Annotated in this window: 22 protein-coding genes, 1 tRNA gene and 1 pseudogene; 9 read left to right on the top strand and 15 right to left on the bottom strand. The window is 57.9% G+C overall.

Annotation, left to right across the window (positions count from 1 at the left end; all coding sequences use genetic code 11):
• The first annotated feature begins 207 nt into the window (after positions 1-207).
• Complete coding sequence (locus ACZ9BB_RS00130) at positions 208-1,425, top strand: MFS transporter (RefSeq protein WP_476212027.1); 1,218 nt, start codon at positions 208-210, stop codon at positions 1,423-1,425.
• Positions 1,426-1,638: 213 nt separating this feature from the next.
• Here ACZ9BB_RS00130 and ACZ9BB_RS00135 read toward each other — a convergent pair whose 3' ends face one another.
• Positions 1,639-2,484, bottom strand: a complete 846-nt coding sequence (locus ACZ9BB_RS00135) for a helix-turn-helix domain-containing protein (protein WP_476212028.1) — start codon at positions 2,482-2,484, stop codon at positions 1,639-1,641.
• Positions 2,485-2,567: 83 nt separating this feature from the next.
• On the opposite strand from ACZ9BB_RS00135, the gene ACZ9BB_RS00140 reads away from it, so the two are divergent.
• Entirely contained in the window at positions 2,568-3,191 is a 624-nt protein-coding gene (locus tag ACZ9BB_RS00140; RefSeq protein WP_476212029.1) for a glutathione S-transferase family protein, read from the top strand.
• Between the two features lie 172 nt (positions 3,192-3,363).
• Complete coding sequence (locus ACZ9BB_RS00145; RefSeq protein WP_476212030.1) at positions 3,364-4,269, top strand: DMT family transporter; 906 nt, start codon at positions 3,364-3,366, stop codon at positions 4,267-4,269.
• 193 nt (positions 4,270-4,462) lie between these two features.
• Here the strand turns inward: ACZ9BB_RS00145 and ychF are convergent, their stop codons facing one another.
• From ychF to ACZ9BB_RS00185, 8 genes are all read right to left on the bottom strand, one after another.
• Positions 4,463-5,563 (bottom strand): redox-regulated ATPase YchF, encoded by a 1,101-nt coding sequence (gene ychF, locus ACZ9BB_RS00150; RefSeq protein WP_007939747.1) that lies wholly within the window; start codon positions 5,561-5,563, stop codon positions 4,463-4,465.
• 23 nt (positions 5,564-5,586) lie between these two features.
• A complete protein-coding gene (gene pth / locus ACZ9BB_RS00155) occupies positions 5,587-6,171 on the bottom strand; it encodes an aminoacyl-tRNA hydrolase (protein WP_008074178.1) in 585 nt (194 codons plus the stop codon).
• A gap of 169 nt (positions 6,172-6,340) precedes the next feature.
• Positions 6,341-6,940: a 50S ribosomal protein L25/general stress protein Ctc gene (locus ACZ9BB_RS00160; protein ID WP_476212031.1), complete on the bottom strand. Its 600-nt coding sequence runs from the start codon at positions 6,938-6,940 to the stop codon at positions 6,341-6,343.
• A 142-nt stretch (positions 6,941-7,082) separates the two neighbouring features.
• On the bottom strand, positions 7,083-8,024 hold the full coding sequence (locus ACZ9BB_RS00165) for a ribose-phosphate pyrophosphokinase (RefSeq protein ID WP_003171603.1): 942 nt from the start codon (positions 8,022-8,024) through the stop codon (positions 7,083-7,085).
• Positions 8,025-8,070: 46 nt separating this feature from the next.
• Positions 8,071-8,145 (bottom strand) — tRNA-Gln (locus tag ACZ9BB_RS00170).
• A gap of 37 nt (positions 8,146-8,182) precedes the next feature.
• Complete coding sequence (gene ispE / locus ACZ9BB_RS00175) at positions 8,183-9,034, bottom strand: 4-(cytidine 5'-diphospho)-2-C-methyl-D-erythritol kinase (protein ID WP_476212032.1); 852 nt, start codon at positions 9,032-9,034, stop codon at positions 8,183-8,185.
• 2 nt (positions 9,035-9,036) lie between these two features.
• On the bottom strand, positions 9,037-9,654 hold the full coding sequence (gene lolB / locus ACZ9BB_RS00180) for a lipoprotein insertase outer membrane protein LolB (RefSeq protein WP_476212033.1): 618 nt from the start codon (positions 9,652-9,654) through the stop codon (positions 9,037-9,039).
• Between the two features lie 4 nt (positions 9,655-9,658).
• Entirely contained in the window at positions 9,659-11,383 is a 1,725-nt protein-coding gene (locus ACZ9BB_RS00185) for a tetratricopeptide repeat protein (protein WP_476212034.1), read from the bottom strand.
• Between the two features lie 235 nt (positions 11,384-11,618).
• Here ACZ9BB_RS00185 and hemA point away from each other — a divergent pair, with 235 nt between their 5' ends.
• From hemA to ACZ9BB_RS00215, 6 genes are all read left to right on the top strand, one after another.
• The gene (gene hemA, locus ACZ9BB_RS00190) at positions 11,619-12,908 is read left to right on the top strand and encodes a glutamyl-tRNA reductase (RefSeq protein WP_476212035.1); all 1,290 of its coding nucleotides are present in this window, start codon (positions 11,619-11,621) and stop codon (positions 12,906-12,908) included.
• Positions 12,905-13,987 carry a peptide chain release factor 1 gene (gene prfA / locus ACZ9BB_RS00195; protein WP_476212036.1) on the top strand — a complete coding sequence of 361 codons (1,083 nt, stop codon included), beginning with the start codon at positions 12,905-12,907 and terminating at the stop codon, positions 13,985-13,987. The genes hemA and prfA overlap by 4 nt, the downstream gene beginning before the upstream one ends.
• A complete protein-coding gene (gene prmC / locus ACZ9BB_RS00200; protein ID WP_476212037.1) occupies positions 13,988-14,818 on the top strand; it encodes a peptide chain release factor N(5)-glutamine methyltransferase in 831 nt (276 codons plus the stop codon). It begins immediately after the preceding gene.
• Positions 14,812-15,567: a molybdopterin-synthase adenylyltransferase MoeB gene (locus ACZ9BB_RS00205; protein WP_476212038.1), complete on the top strand. Its 756-nt coding sequence runs from the start codon at positions 14,812-14,814 to the stop codon at positions 15,565-15,567. The genes prmC and ACZ9BB_RS00205 overlap by 7 nt, the downstream gene beginning before the upstream one ends.
• Positions 15,560-16,351, top strand: coding sequence for a glutamate racemase (gene murI, locus ACZ9BB_RS00210; protein WP_476212039.1), 792 nt, complete (start codon positions 15,560-15,562; stop codon positions 16,349-16,351). The genes ACZ9BB_RS00205 and murI overlap by 8 nt, the downstream gene beginning before the upstream one ends.
• A gap of 115 nt (positions 16,352-16,466) precedes the next feature.
• Positions 16,467-16,985, top strand: coding sequence for an acyloxyacyl hydrolase (locus ACZ9BB_RS00215; protein WP_476212040.1), 519 nt, complete (start codon positions 16,467-16,469; stop codon positions 16,983-16,985).
• Between the two features lie 72 nt (positions 16,986-17,057).
• Here the strand turns inward: ACZ9BB_RS00215 and ACZ9BB_RS00220 are convergent, their stop codons facing one another.
• The 6 genes and pseudogenes from ACZ9BB_RS00220 to ACZ9BB_RS00245 all read right to left on the bottom strand — a co-directional run bounded on the left by ACZ9BB_RS00220 (position 17,058) and on the right by ACZ9BB_RS00245 (position 22,450).
• Complete coding sequence (locus ACZ9BB_RS00220) at positions 17,058-17,363, bottom strand: YkgJ family cysteine cluster protein (protein ID WP_476212041.1); 306 nt, start codon at positions 17,361-17,363, stop codon at positions 17,058-17,060.
• A 60-nt stretch (positions 17,364-17,423) separates the two neighbouring features.
• Entirely contained in the window at positions 17,424-18,200 is a 777-nt protein-coding gene (locus ACZ9BB_RS00225) for an SDR family NAD(P)-dependent oxidoreductase (RefSeq protein WP_476212042.1), read from the bottom strand.
• Positions 18,201-18,256: 56 nt separating this feature from the next.
• The gene (gene phrB / locus ACZ9BB_RS00230; protein WP_476218155.1) at positions 18,257-19,705 is read right to left on the bottom strand and encodes a deoxyribodipyrimidine photo-lyase; all 1,449 of its coding nucleotides are present in this window, start codon (positions 19,703-19,705) and stop codon (positions 18,257-18,259) included.
• Positions 19,706-19,739: 34 nt separating this feature from the next.
• Positions 19,740-20,681 carry a MerR family transcriptional regulator gene (locus tag ACZ9BB_RS00235; protein WP_476212043.1) on the bottom strand — a complete coding sequence of 314 codons (942 nt, stop codon included), beginning with the start codon at positions 20,679-20,681 and terminating at the stop codon, positions 19,740-19,742.
• Positions 20,678-21,220: pseudogene (locus tag ACZ9BB_RS00240) on the bottom strand (YbgA family protein); the annotation flags it as partial. The gene ACZ9BB_RS00235 and the pseudogene ACZ9BB_RS00240, both read right to left, overlap by 4 nt.
• Before the next feature lie 243 nt (positions 21,221-21,463).
• On the bottom strand, positions 21,464-22,450 hold the full coding sequence (locus ACZ9BB_RS00245) for an NAD(P)/FAD-dependent oxidoreductase (protein WP_476212044.1): 987 nt from the start codon (positions 22,448-22,450) through the stop codon (positions 21,464-21,466).
• Positions 22,451-22,559: the final 109 nt, after the last annotated feature.

Here is a 22,559-nt window from a genome sequence, read left to right on the forward strand (position 1 = left end):
CGACTCTGTAGCGAAACTTCCCATTCTCGGTCCCCTTTGTAAGGGGCCGCGTTGAAGCGAATAAACAAGGCAAGATTCAGACCATGGCTTTGCGCTATCACCTTTTTTCGAGGTCGTTAGCAGGCTAAGGGGATGGCGTACCTGCACCGAAAAATGGCACATTGACCGACCTGCCAGTGCGCACCCATCCGCAGTACGGAAACTCTCATGGCCATCAGCAACGTTCAGTCCGCCGCGACACAGACGCCCGCCACTTCACAAAGCAGTCCGCTGGTCATGCGTATCATCGGCGCGGTGGCGCTGGCGCATTTGATCAACGACCTGATTCAGGCGGTGCTGCCGTCGATCTATCCGATGCTCAAGGCCAGCTATGGCCTGACTTTCACCCAGGTCGGCCTGATCACCCTGACCTTTCAACTGACGGCCTCGCTGTTGCAGCCGTGGGTCGGTTACCACACGGATCGCCATCCCAAGCCATGGTTATTGCCGGCCGGCACTGTCTGCACATTGATTGGCATTCTGATGATGTCGGTGGTCGGCAGCTTCCCGATGATTCTGCTGGCGGCGGGGTTGATCGGTATCGGCTCCTCGACCTTTCACCCGGAAGCTTCTCGCGTGGCGCGACTGGCTTCGGGTGGCCGCTTTGGCTTGGCGCAGTCGACGTTTCAGGTCGGCGGTAACGCGGGCTCGGCCTTCGGGCCGTTGTTGGCTGCAGCGATCATCATTCCCTACGGCCAGGGCAATGTGGCCTGGTTCGGACTGTTTGCGTTGTTTGCCTTGTTCGTGCTGTACCGGATCAGTCGCTGGTACGCCAATCACTTGAATCTGTTCAAACTCAAACAAGGTCAGGCAGCGACGCACGGTTTATCTAAAGGCCGGGTGATCAGTGCGTTGGTGGTACTCGGCTTGCTGGTGTTCTCCAAGTATTTCTACATGGCCAGTTTCACCAGTTACTTCACGTTCTACCTGATCGAGAAATTCGACCTGTCGGTGGCCAGCTCGCAGCTGCATCTGTTCCTGTTTCTCGGTGCGGTAGCGGCGGGGACTTTCTTCGGCGGACCGATCGGCGACAAAATCGGGCGCAAGGCGGTGATCTGGTTCTCGATCCTGGGCGTCGCACCGTTCACCCTGATCCTGCCCCACGTCGATCTATTCTGGACCAGTATTCTGAGCGTAGTGATCGGCTTCATCCTAGCCTCGGCATTCTCGGCCATCGTGGTGTATGCGCAGGAACTGGTGCCGGGGAATGTCGGGATGATTGCCGGGGTGTTCTTCGGCCTGATGTTCGGCTTCGGCGGGATTGGCGCCGCGTTGCTCGGGCATCTGGCGGATATCCATGGCATTGAGTACGTGTACTTGCTGTGTTCGTTCTTGCCGTTGCTTGGGGTGTTGGCGATCTTCCTGCCGAGAACCAAAAAAGCGTAACACTGCTGCACCTGTAGGAGCGAGGCTTGCCCGCGAAGGCCGTTATGCCGTTTGCCTGAATCACCGCGTCATCGTTTTTCGCGGGCAAGCCTCGCTCCTACGGGTCGGAAGCAACATGTCTCGCCCTGAAAAAGGTTTACACCTTCCGACTTCTTATCAGGAAGGTGCAATGGATACGGGCTCAAATGAGTCAGACGATGGGGACGCACAAGCTCAGGTACTGCTTTTGCGGAACCTGCCGGGTGTGATGCCCACTACTTTTTTGAAGGCCCGAGTCATGTGGCTTTGATCGAAAAAGCCGCAAGCGAATGACGCTTCTGCGAGGCTGGACCCGGTGCGCAGCAGTTTTTGGACCTGGGCGATTCTTTTCTGGATTTGATAGCTGTGGGGGGAGACGCCAACGCTTTTTTTGAACACCCGGATCAGGTAAAGAGGGTCAAGATTCACCAGTTGTGCCAGTTCTTCCAGAGACAGATGTTTGTCGAACTCGTCTTCGAGCTTCCTCTTGATCTTTTGCACTGCATGCTGCTCAACCGCACTGACCGGTTCGATGGGCGCTCCGCTGCGCTCGAAGAGCTGCGTCACCAGATCCAGCAGGATAGTTTCCCGTTCAAGGCTGGAGGGGGATTTTTCAATGATTTGATGTTGATGCAAAAAGGTCCGGGCGAAGTCGGGGGCCTGGCTCAGAGCTGTTTGAAAAAGATGAATATGATTGTCTGAAAAACGCCCTTGAAACACCATCCGATTGACCCATTCGGGGTCGATATAGAGCATTCGATACATCCAGCCCTCATCATGGCCTGGCAAGCCGTCGTGGATCTCCCCGGGGGTAATGGTGACCACACTGCCAGCGACCCCCATGTAGTAACTGCCGCGATAAAAAAGCTTTTCAACACCGCTACTTATAACGCCGATAGCGTACCGGTCATGTGAATGTCGGCCGAAAGATTGAGTGCTGTAACGCGCAGATAGCAATTCACAGTCGCCTTCGGGTATACGCCAGAATTGAACAAAGTCCTTGTTTTTTTGAGAGGCTTTGTTGTGGCGATTCTCATCCATTAATTGTCCAGTTTTGTGCAATACGTATGAAGAAAAGGTCGCTAAATTTAGCACCTATTTCACAACACAAGCTAGGGGATGCGATGTCTACAAAACTGGTAGTTGGGGATTTTAATAAGTCTTCATGGTCATTTCGTGCGTGGCTGGTTCTTGTGACAGCGGATGTTGCATTTGAAACCCTTCAGATCAAACTGGAACAAAGCGACACGCGCGAGCGCATTCTGGAGCACTCGCCTTCCGGTAAGGTACCGGCGCTGCTGCTTGATGATGTTGTCATCAACGACAGCCTGGCCATCAGCGAATACATTGCCGGCACATATCCGACCGCCAACCTTTGGCCTCAAGATTCACGGGTCAGGGCCCTGGCACGAGCTGCTGCGGCAGAGATGCACTCCGGTTTCACCCATCTGCGCACGCAGATGTCGTTTGGCCTGAACACCGGTGACATCCCGGAAAGCCTGACCGCCGAGACCCGAGAGGAAATCATGCGGGTATTCGCAATCTGGAAGCAGCTCCGTGAGGTGAGCGGTTCAACACAGTTCCTCTGCGGTGACTTTGGCATTGTTGATGCGATGTTTGTTCCGGTGGTGTTCCGCTTCCGTCGTTATGGGATTGCCATCCCTGAACAACTGCAGGGTTATGTCGAAAACATTCTGAGTTATGCGCCGGTACAACAATGGTTGAAGTTGGCCGCGCAAGAAGTTTAAAGAATTGTGTGGCGGCTAACTATTAAAGCTAATTAAAAATTAGTTGTGTTTTTGACGCGTGGCAGAAAAGACCTTTGGGGCTTTTCTGCTTTGTCGAGTCCGGTGTTTGTTACCTGGGGGGAGTTGTGAGTGTTCATAAAGTTAATGCCGGTCTTTATCAATGAGGTTTCTCATGTCGACTAATAACAATCGGGCAATCATTGAATTGACCATCGGCGGACTGATGCTCAGTCTGTCTGCTCTAGCCGTCGCTTTCGCCCATATCGGTGCGGGTGGCGCAGGGTTCTATCGGATGGTGTTCGCCTCGATCCTGTTCTTCCTGCTGCTCAAGGTGCGCAAAACACCGGTGCTGCTCAAAACCGCCAAGGCGCAGCTGTACACCGCGTTGGCTGGGGTGTTTCTGGCCATTGACCTGGTGCTTTGGCACCAGAGCATCTATATCGTCGGCCCGGGCATCGGGTCGATCCTGACCAACTGTCAGGTGTTCTTCATGACCCTACTGGGGTTGTACCTGTTGAAGGAAAAACCTTCGATCTACTTCCTGGTATCCATTACCTTGGCATTTGTCGGGCTCTATCTGTTGTTGCTACCCGAGATGACCAGTGCGGTAGGGATCAAGGGCGTGGTGTATGGCGTGCTGTCGGGGCTGGCGTATGCCATCTGCGTGTACTTCCTGAAGATCAACACCCAGTTGCCTGACGGCGGGGGTGACAAGATCGCACAGATGCTCAATTTGAGTCTTTGGGCGGCGCTGGTTCTGCTGACATACGCGCTGGCAACTGGGGAAAGCTTGGCCATCGTGGATGGGCAAACCTTGCTGATGTTGATCATATACGGGGTGCTGGTGCAGTTTGTCGGCTGGTTGTTGGTCAACCGTTCGATTGGAGCCATCAGCCTGGGGTTGGCCGGTCTGATCCTGCTGCTGGAGCCGGTGATCACGTATTTCATTGATGTCACCTTTCTCGGCAAGGCCAGCTCCACGCTGCAGATTTGTGGCGCGCTGCTGACTGTCTTTGCGGTTTACATTGGCTCAATCAAACCGCCTGAGAAAGCGCACTCTTTGCCCGAAGCGACCTGATAGAAGGTGTATCACGGCGGTATCGTGAATGACGGACTGCCATGACCCTGGCCACCAATACGTTACGCACAGGCCCGCGAGGTCTGCGTGTGGTCGAGGAAGATGGTGATCCCAAGACGCAAAAATCCCCGTATCATCAAGTGATTACGGGGATTTTGAGTCTATCGAGATCCGTGGAAATCCACGGTTCCTGTTACACGTTAAAGCGGAAGTGCATCACGTCGCCATCTTTAACGATGTAGTCCTTGCCTTCCAGACGCCATTTACCGGCTTCTTTGGTGCCGGCTTCGCCCTTGTACTGGATGAAGTCGTCGTAAGCGATAACTTCGGCGCGGATGAAGCCTTTTTCGAAGTCGGTGTGGATCACGCCAGCGGCTTGTGGTGCGGTAGCACCGACGCGGACGGTCCAGGCGCGGACTTCTTCGACACCGGCGGTGAAGTAGGTCTGCAGGTGCAGCATTTCATAGCCGGCGCGGATTACGCGATTCAGACCCGGTTCTTCGAGGCCCAGGGCTTCGAGGAACATGTCTTTCTCTTCGCCGTCTTCCAGTTCGGCGATTTCGGCTTCGATCTTGTTGCAGACCGGAACCACCACGGCGCCTTCTTCTTCGGCGATGGCCTTGACCACATCCAGCAGCGGGTTGTTCTCGAAACCGTCTTCAGCGACGTTGGCGATGTACATGACCGGTTTGGTGGTCAGCAGGTGGAAACCGCGAATCACCTGTTTCTCGTCGGCGCTCATGTTCTTCATCAGGCTGCGCGCAGGCTTGCCGAGGGTGAAGTGAGCAATCAGTTGCTCCAGCAGGCCTTTCTGGACCACTGCATCCTTATCGCCACCCTTGGCGTTGCGGGCGACTTTCTGCAGTTGCTTTTCGCAGCTGTCGAGGTCGGCGAAGATCAGTTCCAGGTCGATGATTTCGATGTCGCGTTTCGGGTCAACGCTGTTGGAGACGTGAATTACGTTTTCGTCTTCGAAGCAGCGGACTACGTGGGCGATGGCATCGGTCTCGCGGATGTTGGCGAGGAACTTGTTACCCAGGCCTTCACCTTTCGAGGCGCCGGCAACCAGGCCCGCGATGTCGACGAATTCCATGGTGGTCGGCAGGATACGCTTGGGCTTGACGATGACTGCCAGGGCTTCCAGGCGCGGATCCGGCATCGGCACGATACCGCTGTTGGGCTCGATGGTGCAGAAGGGGAAGTTCTCGGCCGCGATCCCGGACTTGGTCAGGGCGTTGAACAGGGTGGACTTACCGACGTTAGGCAGGCCGACGATGCCGCAATTGAATCCCATGGTGTTTCCCCGAGGAGTTAGAGTCAGGCCTTCTGGCTGTGCAGGTTTTTCATCGCGCGGTTCCATTCACCGGCGAGGATATCCGGCAGTACGCCGAGGGCAAAGTCGATGCTGGCATCGAGTTTTTCCTGTTCGGCGCGTGGCGCACGACCCAGGACGAAGTTTGAAACCATACTGGCAACGCCCGGGTGGCCAATGCCAAGTCGCAGGCGGTGAAAGGTATTCTGATTACCCAGCTGCGCAATGATGTCGCGCAACCCGTTGTGACCGCCATGGCCGCCGCCCTGTTTGAGCTTGGCAACGCCCGGAGGCAGGTCGAGTTCGTCATGCGCCACCAGGATTTCTTCAGGCTTTATACGAAAGAAGCCGGCAAGTGCCGCCACGGCTTGGCCGCTGCGGTTCATGTAGGTGGTGGGAATCAGTAGACGAACATCCTGACCTTGATGCGAGTAGCGCCCGGTCAGGCCAAAATACTTACGATCGGCCACAAGGTTTACGCCCTGTGCTTGCGCGATGCGCTCAACAAAAAGGGCCCCTGCGTTATGCCGGGTCTGTTCGTATTCAGCGCCTGGATTTCCCAGGCCAACGATCAGTTTGATGGCAGTCACGATAGGGGCCCTTCCTTGAAGTGATGGATAACATCGCCGCCATCAGGGTGTGCGGCGAAAGTGGACGACAAGTGCTCATTTACCATTATGTAAACTCCGCGTTCTCGCCCGCTTTCTCGCTACGCTCTAGTCCGCGATGTTTCCGGTCACTCCGGCGTACAGAGTGAAATTACTCTGCAGCGCCTTCTGCAGCTTCTGGAGCAACACGTGGAGCGTGAACGTTGGCAACAGCCAGGTCGTTACCGTGAGCCAGAGCAACAAATTCAACGCCTTTAGGAGCGCTGATGTTGGACAGGTGAATGATCGAGCCGACTTCGGCGTTAGCCAGGTCAACTTCGATGAATTCAGGCAGGTCTTTCGGCAGGCAAGAAACTTCGATTTCCGAAACGACGTGCGAGATTTCGCCGCCTTTCTTGACCGGCGCAGCTTCGTTGATGAAGTGCACTGGAACGATAGCAGTCAGTTTCTGGCCGGCAACTACGCGTACGAAGTCAGCGTGCATCACGTGGCCTTTGGCCGGGTGACGTTGCAGAGCTTTGATGACGACGTTTTGCTTGGTGCCACCAATGTTCAGCTCGATGATGTGGCTGTAAGCCGCTTCGTTTTCGAGCAGTTTGGCAACTTCTTTCGCCAGCATGCTGATGGATTCAGGGGCTTTTTCGCCACCGTAAACTACAGCTGGAACCAGGGCGGCGAGACGACGCAGGCGGCGGCTCGCACCTTTCCCCAGGTCGGAACGCACTTCAGCATTCAGAGTAAAATCGTTCATGTTGTATCTCCAAAATAACCACATTCGCCCCAGCGTTTGCGACCAGCGCTAAAGGCGATATGGGCAAAAAAGCCCCGCCCCGACAGGAATGCCGGGGCGGGGCGCTTTTCGTCAACAGGATGTAATGAAAAGGGCAGGGCCCTTAACGGAACATCGCGCTGATCGATTCTTCATTGCTGATGCGGCGGACCGCCTCGGCAACTACCGGTGCGATATCCAGTTGACGGATACGCGCACAGGCTTGTGCTGCAGCGGACAGCGGGATGGTGTTCGTCACCACCAGCTCGTCCAGCACGGAATTTTCAATGTTTTCGATCGCCCGACCCGACAGCACAGGGTGCGTGCAGTAGGCGAAAACCTTGGCCGCGCCATGCTCTTTCAGGGCCTTGGCCGCGTGGCACAGAGTGCCGGCGGTATCGACCATGTCATCGACCAGAATACAGGTACGCCCTTCGACATCACCGATGATATGCATCACTTCAGAGTGATTGGCTTTCTCACGGCGTTTGTCGATGATCCCGAGATCCACGCCCAGGGATTTGGCAACAGCCCGTGCACGCACGACGCCGCCAATGTCCGGGGACACGATCATCAGGTTTTCGAAGCGCTGATCTTCAATGTCATCCACCAGTACCGGGGAGCCGTAGATGTTATCTACCGGAATATCGAAGAAACCCTGAATCTGGTCAGCATGCAGATCAACCGTGAGAACACGGTCGATGCCGACTACGGTAAGCATGTCAGCGACGACTTTCGCGCTGATTGCCACACGTGCGGAACGCGGACGGCGATCCTGACGGGCATAACCAAAGTAAGGAATAACAGCAGTGATACGAGTAGCCGAGGAGCGGCGGAAGGCGTCAGCCATCACTACCAGTTCCATCAGGTTATCGTTGGTCGGAGCGCAAGTCGGCTGAATAATGAAGACGTCTTTACCGCGAACGTTTTCATTGATCTCGGCAGTAATTTCGCCGTCGGAGAACTTACCGACAGAGATGTCACCGAGAGGGATATGCAGCTGACGTACAACACGCCGAGCCAGATCGGGGTTAGCGTTCCCCGTAAAGACCATCATCTTGGACACGCGCAGTACCTGAAGGCTGAGGGTAACCTGGATGAGTATAGGAAAATGGCAGGGGCGGCTGGATTCGAACCAACGCATGGCAGGATCAAAACCTGCTGCCTTACCGCTTGGCGACGCCCCTGTATCTGTTGCAACGAGTACCCAGTACTCGATTCCTTTTAGAGCAGACTTTGCAGCTTGCGATGCAACATCGAAACGTTGCTTCCTTTTGCTACAAACCCTGTAAGGGTCTCTGTAAGAAGGGTCGAGACTTTATCAGCTTCAGCTTTGCTTGGGAAGCCCCCAAACACACAACTTCCAGTTCCGGTGAGTTTTGCTTCGGTAAATTTACCTAGCAAATTCAATGCGTTACGTACATCTGGATAACGCCTTGCTACCACCGGTAAGCAGTCATTTCGACTGTTTCCCTTGGGAACGGGGCGCACTTTAATGGGAGGAGAGTTACGTGTCAACAGTGGATCTGAAAAAATTTCTGCTGTACTTACAGATACTTGCGGCACCAGTACGAGATACCACGGTTCTTCAGGCTCTACAGGGGTGAGTTTCTCCCCCACGCCTTCGGCGAAAGCCGCATGGCCACGCACGAAAACCGGGACGTCGGCACCCAGTGTCAGGCCCAGCGCGGCCAGCCGATCTTCATCCCAGCCCTGTTGCCAGAGATGATTGAGGCCCAGCAACGTTGTTGCCGCATTCGAACTGCCGCCACCGATGCCTCCGCCCATGGGCAGGATTTTTTCGATCCAGATGTCGACACCCAGCGAACAACCGGATTGCTCCTGAAGTTTTTTCGCGGCTTTGACGATCAGGTTGCTGTCGTGAGGGACGTCGGCGAATTCGGTGTGCAGCCGAATCACGCCATCATCGCGAACGGCGAACGTGATTTCATCGCCATAGTCGAGAAACTGAAAAATCGTCTGCAGTTCGTGGTAGCCGTCTTCACGGCGACCGAGGATGTGCAACATCAGGTTGAGCTTGGCGGGCGAGGGCAATGTCAGGCGTGGAACAGTCATCTTCACTGCCCCAGTTTGCGTGGTTGCCAGTCCTTGATCACCAGCGTGACATCAAGGTCGGTGCCGTGCAGTTTGATCCGCTCGGGCAGCCAGTAGCCGTTTTGCTCCGCATAACTGAGGTACTCGACCTGCCAGCCATCCTGTTCGAGGCTGGACAGGCGGCTGTCGACGTCCAGGGTCAGGCGACTCTTGCTGTCCGGGGCCGGGAGCCCGCGAACCCACCATGCCAGATGGGACACCGGCAATTTCCAGCCCAGTTGTTCTTCGACCAGGGCTTCCGGGGTGCTCGCGTCATAGCGGCCCTGATTGGCCACTTCCAGCGAAACTTTGCCGGGGCGACCGGTCAAGCGGGCCGCGCCACGGCCCAGCGGGCCGGAGAGGCGAATGTCGTAGTAATCCTGGCGTTGCAGCCAGAACAATGTGCCGCTGCCTGAGTCTTTTGGCGCACGGATGCCGATCTTGCCGTTGATCTGCCAGCCGTCGAGGCCAGTCAGTTGCTGTTTGTGTTCGCGCCATTGGGCTGCGTTGCCGCGACCTTCGACCGATTCGCGGGCGCCGAAGCCCGCGCAACCGGCGAGCAGGGCGATGAAGCTGAAAACAATGATGTGGCGCAAAAACATAATCTTAAAGAGTCTCTGATCCGGTCAGGCGTTTGATGGTGCTGCGCAGGGCAGGGCTGTCGGGTTGTTCCTTGAGGAACTTGCCCCAGATTTGTCTGGCTTCGCGTTGTTTGCCATTGGCCCACAGGACTTCGCCCAGGTGAGCGGCGACTTCCTGATCGGGGAAGCGCTCCAGCGCCTGGCGCAAATACCGCTCGGCTTCGTCGAGGTTACCCAGGCGGAAATTCACCCAGCCAAGGCTGTCGAGAACGGCCGGGTCTTCCGGGTTGAGCTGGTGCGCTTGTTCGATCAGGGCCTTGGCTTCGGCGTAGCGCGTGGTGCGGTCGGACAGGGTATAGCCGAGAGCGTTCAGCGCCATTGCATTGTCCGGGTCGCGCTTGATGATCAGGCGCAGGTCTTTTTCCATCTGTGCCAGGTCATTGCGTTTTTCCGCCTGCATCGCCCGGGTATACAGCAGATTCAGATCGTCCGGGAATTGCTGCAGGGCTTGCTGCAAGACTTTCCAGGCCTTGTCGCCCTGTTTGTTGGCAGACAGGGTTTCGACTTCGATCAGGTACAACTGGATCGCGTAATCGGGTTGTTCGTCGCGTTCAGCCGCCAGGCGGCTTTGGGCTTCGGCGGTCTTGCCGTTGCCCATCAGAATATCGGCCTGACGTAATTGCGCCGGCAAGTAGTCGTTGCCCGGCCTGACCTGGGCGTATTCGATCAGTGCGCCCTGGGGATCGTTACGCTCTTCAGCGATACGTCCCAGATTCAGGTGTGCCGAGTCGACGTGGCTTTCCCGAGCGATCAGGTCTTCCAGGTAACCTTTGGCCTCGACCCAGGCCTTGGCTTCCAGGCAGACGAGGGCCAGGGAATAACGCAGTTCGTCGTCTTCGGGGTATTGCTGCACCAGGCTCGAGAATTCGACCTTGGCGTCGTCCATGCGGTCCTGTTCAACCAGCATGCGCGCATAGGTCAGCCGCAGGCGTTTGTCGTCCGGGTATTTCTTGATGCTTTTTTGCAACAACGGCAAGGCTTCATCGCCGCGGTTGAGCCCTTGCAGCAGGCGCGCGCGCAGTAAGATAGGCGCTACTTCACCTTCGTCCGGAGGATTGTTTTCGAGCAGTGTCAGCGCGCCCTTGGTATCGCCGTCCTGTTGCAGCAGCAAGGCCTTGCCGAAGATCAGCTGGTTGTTGTGCGGATGACGCTGCAACAAGCGGTCAAAACCTTTCATCAGACCGTTGCGGGTTTCCTGGTCGGTATCGGCCGCGGACAGGGCGAGGAAATCGAAATGCGTGTCGCCTTTGCCTTGCAGGACTTTCTCCATATAAACCATGGAGTCGTCGTAACGCCCGGCGCGGGCGAGTTGCACGGCCGCTGCCCGTTGCGCTTCGAGATCGTCCGGGGCATTTTTTGCCCAGATCAGTGCGGTATCGAGGGCGGCCTGATCGGCGCCCAGGTACTCGGCAATGCGAAATGCCCGCTCGGAGATGCCCGGATCCTGAGTATTGATGGCCTGGGTTACATAGTTGTCCAGGGCAATGTCGTAACGATTGCGCTGGCCGGCCAGTTCGGCGCTCAGCAGGCTGAAGATGGTTTCTTCGCTGAACGAGCTATAAACCTTGGGCTTTTCAGGTGCCGGAGTGCTGTCTTCGACCGGCGGCGTACCGTCCGACGAAACGGGTGCCAAGGCCTGGCAGCCGCTGAGGAAGACAAAAGCGAGGAGCAACGCGGAAGATCTATTCATATAGGAAGAGGACGACTAACCTGCGGTCGGATCATCATGACACAAGCCTTGAGCCAAACATAACCGCCCGGCTAATTTACCCGCGCGCGCAATCTGCGCAGGCTCGGCGACTGTGTAAATAAGAATGGATCGCAGTCTTGTGCAGCTCCTGCAGGAACGATAGATATCGAGTGGTTGTTCTGGCTCTGTCGAAGTAGGACAATTGCCGGCTTCACGTCACCATCAGCGACCTTGAATGGCCTTCCTTGCACTCGGTATTAACCACAAGACTGCTTCAGTAGACGTCCGCGAGCGCGTGGCCTTTACCCCTGAGCAGCTGGTTGAGGCCTTGCAGCAGCTCTGCCGACTCACCGACAGCCGCGAAGCTGCGATCCTCTCCACCTGCAATCGCAGTGAACTGTATATAGAACAGGATCACCTTTCGGCTGACATCGTGTTGCGCTGGCTGGCCGATTATCATCATTTGAGCCTCGATGAGCTGCGCGCGAGCGCTTATGTGCATGAAGATGATGCGGCAGTTCGTCACATGATGCGGGTTGCTTCCGGGCTCGATTCGCTGGTGTTGGGCGAACCGCAGATTCTCGGTCAGATGAAATCGGCATACGCGGTCGCTCGTGAGGCCGGCACCATCGGTCCGCTGCTCGGGCGGCTGTTCCAGGCCACATTCAATGCGGCCAAACAGGTGCGGACCGATACCGCCATCGGCGAAAACCCGGTGTCCGTGGCGTTTGCCGCAGTCAGCCTGGCGAAACAGATTTTCAGTGATTTGCAACGCAGCCAGGCGTTGCTGATCGGCGCCGGCGAGACCATCACCCTGGTCGCCCGCCATCTGCATGAACTGGGGGTGAAGCGAATCGTGGTCGCCAACCGCACCCTGGAACGCGCGAGCATCCTGGCCGAGCAGTTCGGCGCTCACGCCGTGCTGCTCTCGGACATTCCGGCAGAACTGGTGCGCAGCGACATCGTCATCAGTTCCACCGCCAGCCAGTTGCCGATTCTCGGTAAAGGTGCGGTGGAAAGTGCCTTGAAATTGCGCAAGCACAAGCCGATTTTCATGGTAGATATCGCCGTTCCCCGGGATATCGAGCCGGAAGTCGGCGAGTTGGACGACGTTTACCTGTATAGCGTCGACGACCTTCATGAAGTGGTCGCCGAAAACCTCAAGAGCCGTCAGGGCGCTGCCCAGGCCGCCGAAGAGATGGTTTCGGTCGGTGCCGAAGATTTCATGATCCGTCTGCGCGAACTGGCGGCGGTGGATGTGCTCAAGGCCTATCGTCAACAAAGCGAGCGCCTGCGCGACGAAGAATTGCAGAAGGCCCAGCGCATGCTCGCCAATGGCAGCAGTGCCGAGGACGTGCTGGTGCAACTGGCCCGCGGCCTGACCAACAAACTCTTGCATGCCCCGAGTGTGCAGTTGAAAAAGCTCTCTGCCGAAGGCCGCCTCGATGCGCTGGCCATGGCCCAGGAACTCTTTGCCCTCGGTGAGGGCTCATCGGATAGCTTTTCGGATAAGAAACCGCAATGAAAGCGTCACTGCTCAATAAGCTGGACATCCTCCAGGACCGTTTCGAGGAACTGACCGCCCTGCTTGGCGATGGCGAAGTCATTTCCGATCAGAACAAGTTCCGCACCTATTCCAAGGAATATGCGGAAGTCGAGCCGATCGTCGACACCTATAAACAACTGCTTAAAGTGCAGGGCGACCTCGAAGGGGCTCAGGCACTGCTCAAGGACAGCGACCCGGACATGCGTGAAATGGCCGTGGAAGAAGTCCGCGAAGCCAAGGATCGACTGGTCGAACTTGAAGCCGGCCTGCAACGTATGCTGCTGCCCAAGGACCCGAACGACGGGCGTAACGTGTTCCTCGAAATCCGTGCCGGCACCGGCGGTGACGAAGCGGCGATTTTCTCCGGTGACCTGTTCCGCATGTATTCGCGTTATGCCGAACGGCGTGGCTGGCGGGTAGAGATCCTCTCGGAGAACGAAGGCGAACACGGCGGCTATAAAGAAGTCATTGCCCGGGTCGAAGGCGAGAACGTCTACGGCAAGCTGAAGTTCGAATCCGGCGCGCACCGTGTGCAGCGGGTTCCGGCCACTGAATCCCAGGGGCGCATCCACACCTCGGCTTGCACCGTGGCGGTGTTGCCCGAGCCGGATGAGCAGGAAGCCATCGAGATCAACCCGGCGGACCTGCGGGTCGACACCTATCGCTCCTCCGGCGCCGGTGGTCAGCACGTCAACAAGACCGACTCGGCGATCCGCATCACGCACTTGCCGTCCGGTATTGTCGTCGAGTGCCAGGAAGAACGTTCCCAGCACAAGAACCGCGCCCGGGCGATGTCCTGGCTGTCGGCCAAGCTCAACGACCAACAGACCAGCGCGGCGGCCAATGCCATCGCCAGCGAGCGTAAATTGCTGGTAGGTTCCGGTGACCGCTCCGAGCGGATCCGTACCTATAACTTTGCCCAGGGCCGGGTCACCGACCACCGGGTCAACCTGACGCTGTATTCGCTCGACGAAATTCTTGCGGGTGGCGTGGATGCGGTCATCGAACCGTTGCTGGCCGAGTACCAGGCCGACCAATTGGCAGCGATAGGTGAGTAAATGACGATCATTGCCAGCTTGTTGCGCGCCGCCGATTTGCCCGACTCGCCCACCGCGCGTCTGGATGCCGAGTTGCTGCTGGCGGCTGCCTTGGGCAAATCCCGCAGCTTTCTGCACACTTGGCCTGAGCGGATCGTCCCGAGCGAAGCGGCACTGAAGTTTGCCGAGTACCTGCAACGTCGTCGCAGCGGTGAGCCGGTGGCTTACATTCTGGGGCAGCAGGGCTTCTGGAAACTTGACCTGGAAGTCGCGCCCCACACGCTGATTCCGCGTCCCGATACCGAACTGCTGGTAGAAACCGCGTTGGAGCTGTTGCCTGCGACCCCGGCCAGGGTTCTTGATCTGGGCACCGGCAGCGGCGCCATTGCCCTGGCGCTGGCCAGCGAGCGCCCTGCCTGGAAAGTCACCGCCGTGGATCGCGTGCTGGAAGCCGTGGCCCTGGCCGAGCGCAATCGCCAGCGGCTGCACCTGAACAACGCCACCGTGCTGAGCAGCCATTGGTTCAGCGCTTTGGAAGGCCAGCGTTTCCAACTGATTATCAGCAACCCGCCCTACATCGCGAGCACCGATCCGCATCTGGCTGAGGGTGACGTGCGCTTCGAGCCGGCCAGTGCGCTGGTGGCCGGTGTCGATGGGCTCGACGATCTGCGTCTGATCGTCGCCCAGGCACCGGAGCATCTTGAAGCGGGTGGCTGGTTGATGCTCGAACACGGTTACGATCAAGCCCGCGCAGTGCGCGACTTGTTGCTGAGCCGCGGGTTTGAAGAGGTCCATAGCCGCACCGATCTGGGCAGTCACGAACGCATCAGTCTGGGGCGCTTGCCGTGCTGAATGATCAGGAATTATTGCGCTACAGCCGGCAGATTTTGCTGCAACACGTCGACATCGACGGCCAGCTACGACTCAAGGAAAGCCGCGTGTTGGTTGTCGGCCTTGGCGGTCTCGGCTCACCGGTTGCGCTGTATCTGGCCGCGGCCGGTGTTGGCGAGTTGCATCTGGCAGACTTCGACACAGTCGACCTGACCAATCTGCAGCGCCAGATCGTCCACGACACCGACAGTGTCGGCCTGAGCAAGGTCGATTCGGCGATTCGTCGTCTGAGCGCGATCAATCCTGAGATTCAACTGACTGCCCATCGCACTGCCCTCGATGAAGATTCCCTGGCCGCGGCAGTGGCGGCGGTGGATCTGGTGCTGGACTGTTCCGATAATTTCTCCACACGCGAGGCGGTCAACGCCGCGTGTGTGGCCGCGCGTAAACCACTGGTCAGCGGCGCAGCGATTCGGCTGGAAGGGCAATTATCGGTGTTCGACCCCCGTCGTCCGGAAAGTCCGTGCTACCACTGTTTATACGGGCACGGCAGCGAAGCCGAGTTGACGTGCAGCGAAGCCGGCGTACTTGGCCCGCTGGTGGGCCTGGTCGGCAGCCTGCAAGCCCTCGAAGCGCTGAAGTTATTGGTGGGGTTTGGTGAGCCGCTGGTGGGGCGCCTGTTATTGATCGATGCCTTGGGTACGCGCTTTCGTGAGTTGCGGGTCAAGCGTGATCCGGGCTGCAGCGTCTGTGGGTCGAGCCATGCGTGAAGCGCCAATTGCTGTATTCGATTCCGGTGTCGGTGGACTCTCCGTGCTGGCCGAGATCCAGCAGTTGCTGCCCAACGAATCTTTGTTGTACTTCGGCGATTGCGGGAATATTCCCTACGGCGAGAAAACCCCGGCATTCATCCGTCAGCGTTGCAGTGTCATGGCGCAGTTCTTTCAACAGCAGGGCGCCAAGGCGTTGGTGCTGGCTTGCAACACGGCGACCGTCGCTGGCGTTGCGGACTTGCGCCGCGATTTCCCCGAGTGGCCCATCGTCGGCATGGAGCCCGCGGTCAAACCGGCCGCCGCGGCGACCCGCAGCGGTGTGGTGGGCGTACTCGCCACCACCGGAACTTTGCAGAGTGCCAAGTTCGCCGCCTTGCTCGACCGTTTCGCCACCGATGTGCGGGTGATCACTCAGCCGTGCCCTGGGCTGGTGGAGCTGATTGAAAATGGCGACCTGCACAGCGAGGCATTGCGTCAGTTGCTGCAAGGGTATGTCGACCCGCTACTGGCTGCCGGTGTAGACACGATCATTCTTGGCTGCACGCATTATCCCTTTCTAAAGCCGCTGCTCAAGCAGATGCTCCCGCAGAGCATCAGCCTGATCGATACTGGCGCTGCCGTGGCGCGGCAACTTCAACGTCTGTTGGCCGAGCGTGAGTTACTGGCCGAGGGACCTGCTCGCCCTGCACAGTTCTGGTCGAGTGCCGATCCTGCGCATTTCAGAAATATCTTGCCGATACTGTGGAATATGTCTGGGGTTGTGCGAAGCTTCGAGGAGTAGAGACGCGTAGCAAACGAATAATTGGGGTGAACTTCTGATTAAACGGGGACTTCTATAGCTTTGTTTGTTGGGCAGCATAAAAACCATACTAAATTGTTCGGAAAGGATGTTTCTAATGAAGCGACTATTCTGCTTGGCCGCGATTGCGACCGCGTTAATGGGGCACAGTTTTACTGCGCAGGCGGCAGGGGTGGAGTTCGGGGTTGGCCAGACCAGCGATTCGACCATGACCTACCGGTTGGGCATGCAGTTCGATTGGGACAAGAGCTGGTTGCAGAGTGATATTGGTCGCTTGACTGGCTACTGGAGCGGCGCTTACACCTACTGGGATGGCGACAAAACAGCGAGCAATCACAGTTTGTCGTTCTCGCCGGTACTGGTGTACGAGTTTGCCGGTCAGACCATCAAACCCTACGTCGAAGCCGGTATCGGTATCGCGGTGTTTGCCAACACCGAATACGAAGATAACAAGCTCGGCAGTGCCTTTCAGTTTGAAGACCGTTTCGGGTTCGGTTTGCGCTTTAACGGCGGACATGAAGTCGGGATACGTGCCACGCACTATTCCAATGCCGGGCTCAGCAACCCAAACGACGGCGTAGAGAGTTACGCGCTGCATTACACGATGCCGTTGTAAGCCCGCGGTGTTTTAAATGTGGGAGCAACCTGTGACGAGGGGGCTCCCACATTGGTATCGGGGATCTGGCGGTCACCGATACGCCGTCGCAATTCCCTGGCGTTCGGTGATGCATTCCGGCGCCCCCATCTCGAACTCCCGACAGATCAGCGGACGTTTTTCGTAGATGGTGCACATCATGCTGTTGCGATCCAGCGCGGCGCACCAGCCGTCATCCAGCCGCAACATTACTTCCCCACCCCAATCATCGGTATCGATAAAGCGTTCAGGCACACCGGTGTCGGTGATCAGCATGACTTCAAGCTGGCAGCAGCAGGCTGCGCAGGTCGAGCAGGTGACCGCAGGCTCGGCGATTTGAGTATGGGGAATGATTTTCATGGCGCGCAGTGTAAGGCAGTGGGCAGCTGCTGTGTGAAAGGCCTGACGGACGCCCAGGCTTCACGACAGATCCTCGAGCGGCGGGTTGTTTCGCGCCACATGTTCGCCGATTGCCGGTCCCGTCTGGTCGGGCATTTGTGGCAGAGGCCAAAGGGTAGGCATGAGCAGTTCCGGCAAGGAGAGCTCCAGTGGGCGATTCTTGAGCATGTCGAAGAGATATCGCGCGGCTTTGCTCGCCGACCAGTCGATGGGGGGCGAAGCATCGTTGTTCAGGGGGGCATCAATAAACCCTGGACTGACCACGGTCATTTCAATGTTTTCCGGGGTCACATCGATGCGCAAGGATTCGAACAGATGACGCAGCCCGCCCTTTGAATCGCCATAGGATTCGGCCCGTGGCAGGGGCAAGTAGGTTGCCGAGCTGGCCATGCCCACCAGATGTGGCGCAGTGCCCGCCTGCAGCAGGGGCCGGGCGGCTTCGATGCAATAGCTGCTGGCGAGCAGGTTGGTGCGCACGATGTGCTCGATGATTGATGAGTCGAACTGACTGACGTCGACGTATTCGCAGGTGCCTGCGTTGAGGATCATGGTGTCCACAGAACCCCATTGCTCTGCAATCTGCTCGCCGATTTCGCGCACCCTTTGGCCGTTGGTCAGATCACCTGCAACCACCATTACCTGTCCGGGATAACGCCGAGACAGCGCTTCCAATGGCGCCAGGGAACGGGAGCTGACGGCCAGGTGGGCGCCGCTTTTCAGTATTTGCTCGGCCAGTGCGGCACCAATACCGTTGCTGGCGCCGGTCAACCAGTATCGCCTTGGAGGTGTACGACTCATCTCAATCTCCTTTATCTTCCTGATTCAATCCCATGTTCATACGTAAAACTGCGCTATCAAGGTGATTCCGGTGGCGATAAACCCTGTCGCGACGGCAGATTCTTGAACGCGGCCAAGGCCCGCTCGCGGGAAGTGTTCAGGTTGACGATAGGCGCTGGATAATCCGTCACACCGAATAATCCATCGAGTCTCGCGGGATTGTGCAGGTCTTTTTTGTTCATTTCATTGATCTGCGGCAACCAATGCTTGATGAAAACCCCTTCGCCATCGAACTTTTCCGACTGGCTCAGCGGGTTGAAGATCCGGAAGTAGGGCGCCGAATCGGTGCCAGTGGACGAACTCCACTGCCAGCCACCGTTGTTCGCCGCCAGATCGCCGTCAATCAGATGCCGCATGAAGAAACGCTCGCCTTCGCGCCAGTCGATCAACAGGTTTTTGGTCAGGAACATCGCCACGACCATGCGCAAGCGGTTGTGCATCCAGCCGGTTTCCAGCAATTGGCGCATGGCTGCATCAATGATCGGCAGGCCGGTGCGGGCTTGCTGCCAGGCCTTGAGTTCTTCGGGGGCGTCACGCCAGGCCAGGGCTTCGGTTTCCGGGCGGAAGGCGCGGTGCCGGGAGACCCGAGGGTAGCCCACCAGAATGTGTTTGTAGAATTCGCGCCACAGTAGCTCATTGATCCAGGTGACGGCGCCGATCTTGCCACTTTCGAACTCTCCCTGATTGCTTCGCAGCGCGGCGTGCAGGCACTGACGAGGGGAGATGATCCCGGCGGCGAGATAAGGCGAGAGTTGGCTGGTGCCGGGTTTCGCCGGGAAATCGCGTTCGCTGTGGTAGTAATCGATCTGTGCATCGGTAAAGGCGTCGAGACGGCGTTGGGCTTCGGTTTCACCGGCCGGCCAGAGGGCCCGCAAACGCTCGCCAGGCGTGTCGAAACCATCGACGCGGGTGGGCGTTTCGTCGCTGCCGATATCCAGCGGAGCCTGGGCGACGGGTGCTGCGATCCGCTTGGGTAATGAGGCGTGCAGCAGTTCGTTGCAGGCCTTGCGGAACTGGCTGAAGACCTGGAAGTAAGTACCGGTTCTGGTCAGAACGGTGCCAGGCTTGAACAGCAATTGATCGAGATGGCAGTGAAAGTCGATGCCCTGGGCTTTCAGCGCCTGGGCCACCGCCGCATCACGACGGGTTTCATTAATGCCGTATTCCTCGTTGGCGTGCACGGCATCGATCTTCAGTTGCTGGCACAGCTCGAGCAGGACCTTAGGAGCCTCATCCCAACGGGACGCCTTGCGAATCAGCAGCGGGATGTTCAGGGCGTCCAGCGCGTGGCGCAATTCGCTCAGGTTGCGCAGCCAGAAATCCACTTTGCACGGCGCATCGTCATGCGCAAGCCATTGCTGCGGACTCAGCAAATACACCGCCACACTCGGGCCGCGGGCTGCGGCGGCCGAGAGGGCGGTGTTGTCGTGTAGACGCAAGTCGCTGCGCAGCCAGATCAATTGCATGGTGGTGTCCGCACGGTTCATTAAAAATGCGCCATTAAATAAGCCCGCGCTGAATCAGTTCCCGATGGGCCGATAATGGGTCTTCGGCCAGGGACAAATCAGCAATGGTGGTGGTTCTTGCGGACAACTCGGCGTGGTGGATGCATACCGTTGGTCCGGCGATCATTTTTGGGCAACTGATGCCATTCAAAAGTTTCGGCAGCTGCGAAAGATTCATGGCTTTGCTGGAATACAGCAATACGCCGCGTGCTTGCAGGTGATCGACCGCCAGGGTCAGTTCGCCGGCAGGGAGCGGCCAGTCAAAAACTTCCACCGGGCAATCGGTGCTGCTGATCAGCCAGGCCGCGAGCCACAGATGAGGCTCCATTGGCAGGTCCGAGTGATTGATCAGCAGCAGCGGCGCGCTGCGCAGTTGGCGGTTGTTATGGTAGATCCTCGCGCCGAATTTGCTACGCAGCCAGGAATAAACAAATACCCGTTCCATCTGCGCGCCGAACTGGCCTTGCCAGCGTTGCTCCAGTTCGGCCAGCAACGGCATCAACAGTTGTTCACACAAGGTGCGTGGCGGATACAGCGCCATTGCCTGGTTCACAATGTCATCGAGCGTGCGTTCGGCCAGTTGGCTGACCGCTTGCAGCAGTGTGTGGAGCAGCAACTGCCAATCGTTCCCGACGGGTTCGGTAAACACTTGAGGCGTATCGAGCAGTTGCTTGACCTGGCTGACCGCTACACCGCGATTGAGCCAGGTGAGAATCGTCAGGATCCGTTGAACGTGTTCGGCGCAGAACAGGCGATGCCCCTTGGGAGTGCGCTGAGGCACGATCAGCCCATAGCGCCGTTCCCAGGCACGTAAAGTCACGGCATTGACCCCGGTTTGCCGGGCCACTTCACGAATGGGCAGCCAGCCTGCCTCCAGGGCCTGCTTGAGGTCGATGCCGAGGTCTTCACTGGTGCGGGTGTCGGGTGGGCTTTTCATTGAGTTGCGTTTCGCAGGCAGAGGTTTTCCGGGGGTGGTTGCAGGTAAACCTGTTGCGCAATGTACGGATTCGGATGTTGGTGAAAGTGCTGTTTGAGCAATGTCAGTGGCACCACCAGGGGCACGATGCCGTGACGATACTGGTCGATGACGTGCTGTATTTGCTGTTTGTCTTCAGCGCTGATGGCCCGTTTGAGATAGCCGCTGATGTGTTGCAGGACGTTCGTGTGGGTGCTGCGGGTGGCGCATTTTTGCAAGGCGACCATCAGCTCGCTGAAATAGCGCGGGCCGAGTACTTGGGGATCGGTCTGGCCCATGTTGCCCAGCAGGCTGCCCAGGGTTTTGTATTGCACCGGGTTATGGGCCATCAACAGGTATTTGTAGCGAGAGTGAAACTCAGTGAGGCCGCGCCGGGTCAGGCCTGCTTGCAGCAACTGCTGCCAGGCGCCGTAAACGATGACGCGGATGAGGAAGTTTTCCCGCAGCACCGGATCGTTGAGCTGACCTTTGTCTTGCGTCGGTAAATCGGGATGCAGCGCATAGTCAGAAAGGATGCGGCTGCACAGCTGTGACGCCTTCGCGCTGATGGCGATTTTCGGACGGGGCGCGAACTGTGCGGGCATTGGAGCACCTCGAATCTGAACCTGTACAGAGTGGTGTTTCTGTACAACATGCACTTCAGCATAGATCCAAAGGTGTACAAGTCAATTTTTTTGTATAAGTTTTTTTCTGCAGGGCTGCTGCCCTTCCCGACAGCAGTAATAGGTTCGACTTGATGCCGCTCACTGCAGATGTTCGTGCAGGCGGCGGGCCGCTTCCTGACCACTGAGCCAAGCGCCTTCGACACGGCCGGACAGGCACCAGTCGCCGCATACATACAGGCCCAGATCAGCATCGGCCAGGGCACCCCACTCATGGCTGCTGGCCGGCCGGGCGTAAAGCCAGCGGTGAGCGAGGCTGAAGGTCGGAGCAGGCATGGCATCGTGCAGCAGTTCGGCGAAAGCACCGTGCAATTGCTCGATCACCGCTTCCTTGGGCAGATCGATATGTTGCCGGCTCCAGGCGCTGGTGGCGTGTAGCACCCAGGTGTCGAGGGTGGTGTCGCGTCCTGGTTTGCTACGGTTGCGTGCCAGCCAGTCGAGGGCGCTGTCTTGCACGAAGCAGCCTTCGATGGCGGTGTCCAGCGGCGTGTCGAAAGCCAGGGCGACAGCCCAGGTCGGCTCCATTTTTACCCCGGCAGCGGCCCCGGCGAGTTTCGGCGCAGCCGCCAGCAGTGCGGTCGCCTGAGGGGCTGGCGTGGCGATGACGACATGGCTGAACGGGCCATGGGTGAAGCCCTCGGCGTCTTGCAGATGCCAGTGTTCTTCACCGCGATAGACCTCGGTGATGCGGCAGGCGAAATGCACTTCCAGCTCGCCGAGCAGGCCGCGCGTGATTGCGCTCATGCGTGGCGTGCCGACCCAGCGTGTCTGTTCGTCCGGCGAAGGTCTGAGCTGGCCGCCGTGGAAGGTATAGAGCTGCGGCGTCCACTCGGCGACCCAACCATTGCTTTGCCAGCGCTGGACTTCGGTGACGAAGCGGCGGTCGCGGGCAGTGAAATATTGCGCACCCATATCCAGAGCACCCGCATCGCTGCGCTTGCTCGACATGCGTCCGCCACTGCCGCGGCTTTTATCGAAAAGTTGCACGACATGCCCGGCCTCCGTAAGGGCCTGGGCGGCTGAGAGTCCGGCGATGCCGGTGCCGATGATTGCGATAGGTACAGTCATAGGGGCCTCGTTTACCTGTCTGTACAGACTACGCCGTGGTTCAAACCTGTACAATATTGTTTTTTGGTATAACTTTTAGCGTTCTCGATCTGACAGCTTGGCCTATTGT

It is taken from the genome of Pseudomonas sp. TE3552, assembly GCF_056278945.1.

Bases quoted from the DNA above. Each gene is read 5' to 3' on its own strand.
- ACZ9BB_RS00130 (WP_476212027.1), top strand. From the start codon at position 208: ATGGCCATCAGCAACGTTCAGTCCGCCGCGACACAGACGCCCGCCACT.
- ACZ9BB_RS00135 (WP_476212028.1), bottom strand. From the start codon at position 2,484: ATGGATGAGAATCGCCACAACAAAGCCTCTCAAAAAAACAAGGACTTT.
- ACZ9BB_RS00140 (WP_476212029.1), top strand. From the start codon at position 2,568: ATGTCTACAAAACTGGTAGTTGGGGATTTTAATAAGTCTTCATGGTCA.
- ACZ9BB_RS00145 (WP_476212030.1), top strand. From the start codon at position 3,364: ATGTCGACTAATAACAATCGGGCAATCATTGAATTGACCATCGGCGGA.
- ychF (WP_007939747.1), bottom strand. From the start codon at position 5,563: ATGGGATTCAATTGCGGCATCGTCGGCCTGCCTAACGTCGGTAAGTCC.
- ACZ9BB_RS00160 (WP_476212031.1), bottom strand. From the start codon at position 6,940: ATGAACGATTTTACTCTGAATGCTGAAGTGCGTTCCGACCTGGGGAAA.
- ispE (WP_476212032.1), bottom strand. From the start codon at position 9,034: ATGACTGTTCCACGCCTGACATTGCCCTCGCCCGCCAAGCTCAACCTG.
- lolB (WP_476212033.1), bottom strand. From the start codon at position 9,654: ATGTTTTTGCGCCACATCATTGTTTTCAGCTTCATCGCCCTGCTCGCC.
- ACZ9BB_RS00185 (WP_476212034.1), bottom strand. From the start codon at position 11,383: ATGAATAGATCTTCCGCGTTGCTCCTCGCTTTTGTCTTCCTCAGCGGC.
- hemA (WP_476212035.1), top strand. From the start codon at position 11,619: ATGGCCTTCCTTGCACTCGGTATTAACCACAAGACTGCTTCAGTAGAC.
- prfA (WP_476212036.1), top strand. From the start codon at position 12,905: ATGAAAGCGTCACTGCTCAATAAGCTGGACATCCTCCAGGACCGTTTC.
- prmC (WP_476212037.1), top strand. From the start codon at position 13,988: ATGACGATCATTGCCAGCTTGTTGCGCGCCGCCGATTTGCCCGACTCG.
- murI (WP_476212039.1), top strand. From the start codon at position 15,560: ATGCGTGAAGCGCCAATTGCTGTATTCGATTCCGGTGTCGGTGGACTC.
- ACZ9BB_RS00215 (WP_476212040.1), top strand. From the start codon at position 16,467: ATGAAGCGACTATTCTGCTTGGCCGCGATTGCGACCGCGTTAATGGGG.
- ACZ9BB_RS00220 (WP_476212041.1), bottom strand. From the start codon at position 17,363: ATGAAAATCATTCCCCATACTCAAATCGCCGAGCCTGCGGTCACCTGC.
- ACZ9BB_RS00225 (WP_476212042.1), bottom strand. From the start codon at position 18,200: ATGAGTCGTACACCTCCAAGGCGATACTGGTTGACCGGCGCCAGCAAC.
- phrB (WP_476218155.1), bottom strand. From the start codon at position 19,705: ATGCAATTGATCTGGCTGCGCAGCGACTTGCGTCTACACGACAACACC.
- ACZ9BB_RS00235 (WP_476212043.1), bottom strand. From the start codon at position 20,681: ATGAAAAGCCCACCCGACACCCGCACCAGTGAAGACCTCGGCATCGAC.
- ACZ9BB_RS00245 (WP_476212044.1), bottom strand. From the start codon at position 22,450: ATGACTGTACCTATCGCAATCATCGGCACCGGCATCGCCGGACTCTCA.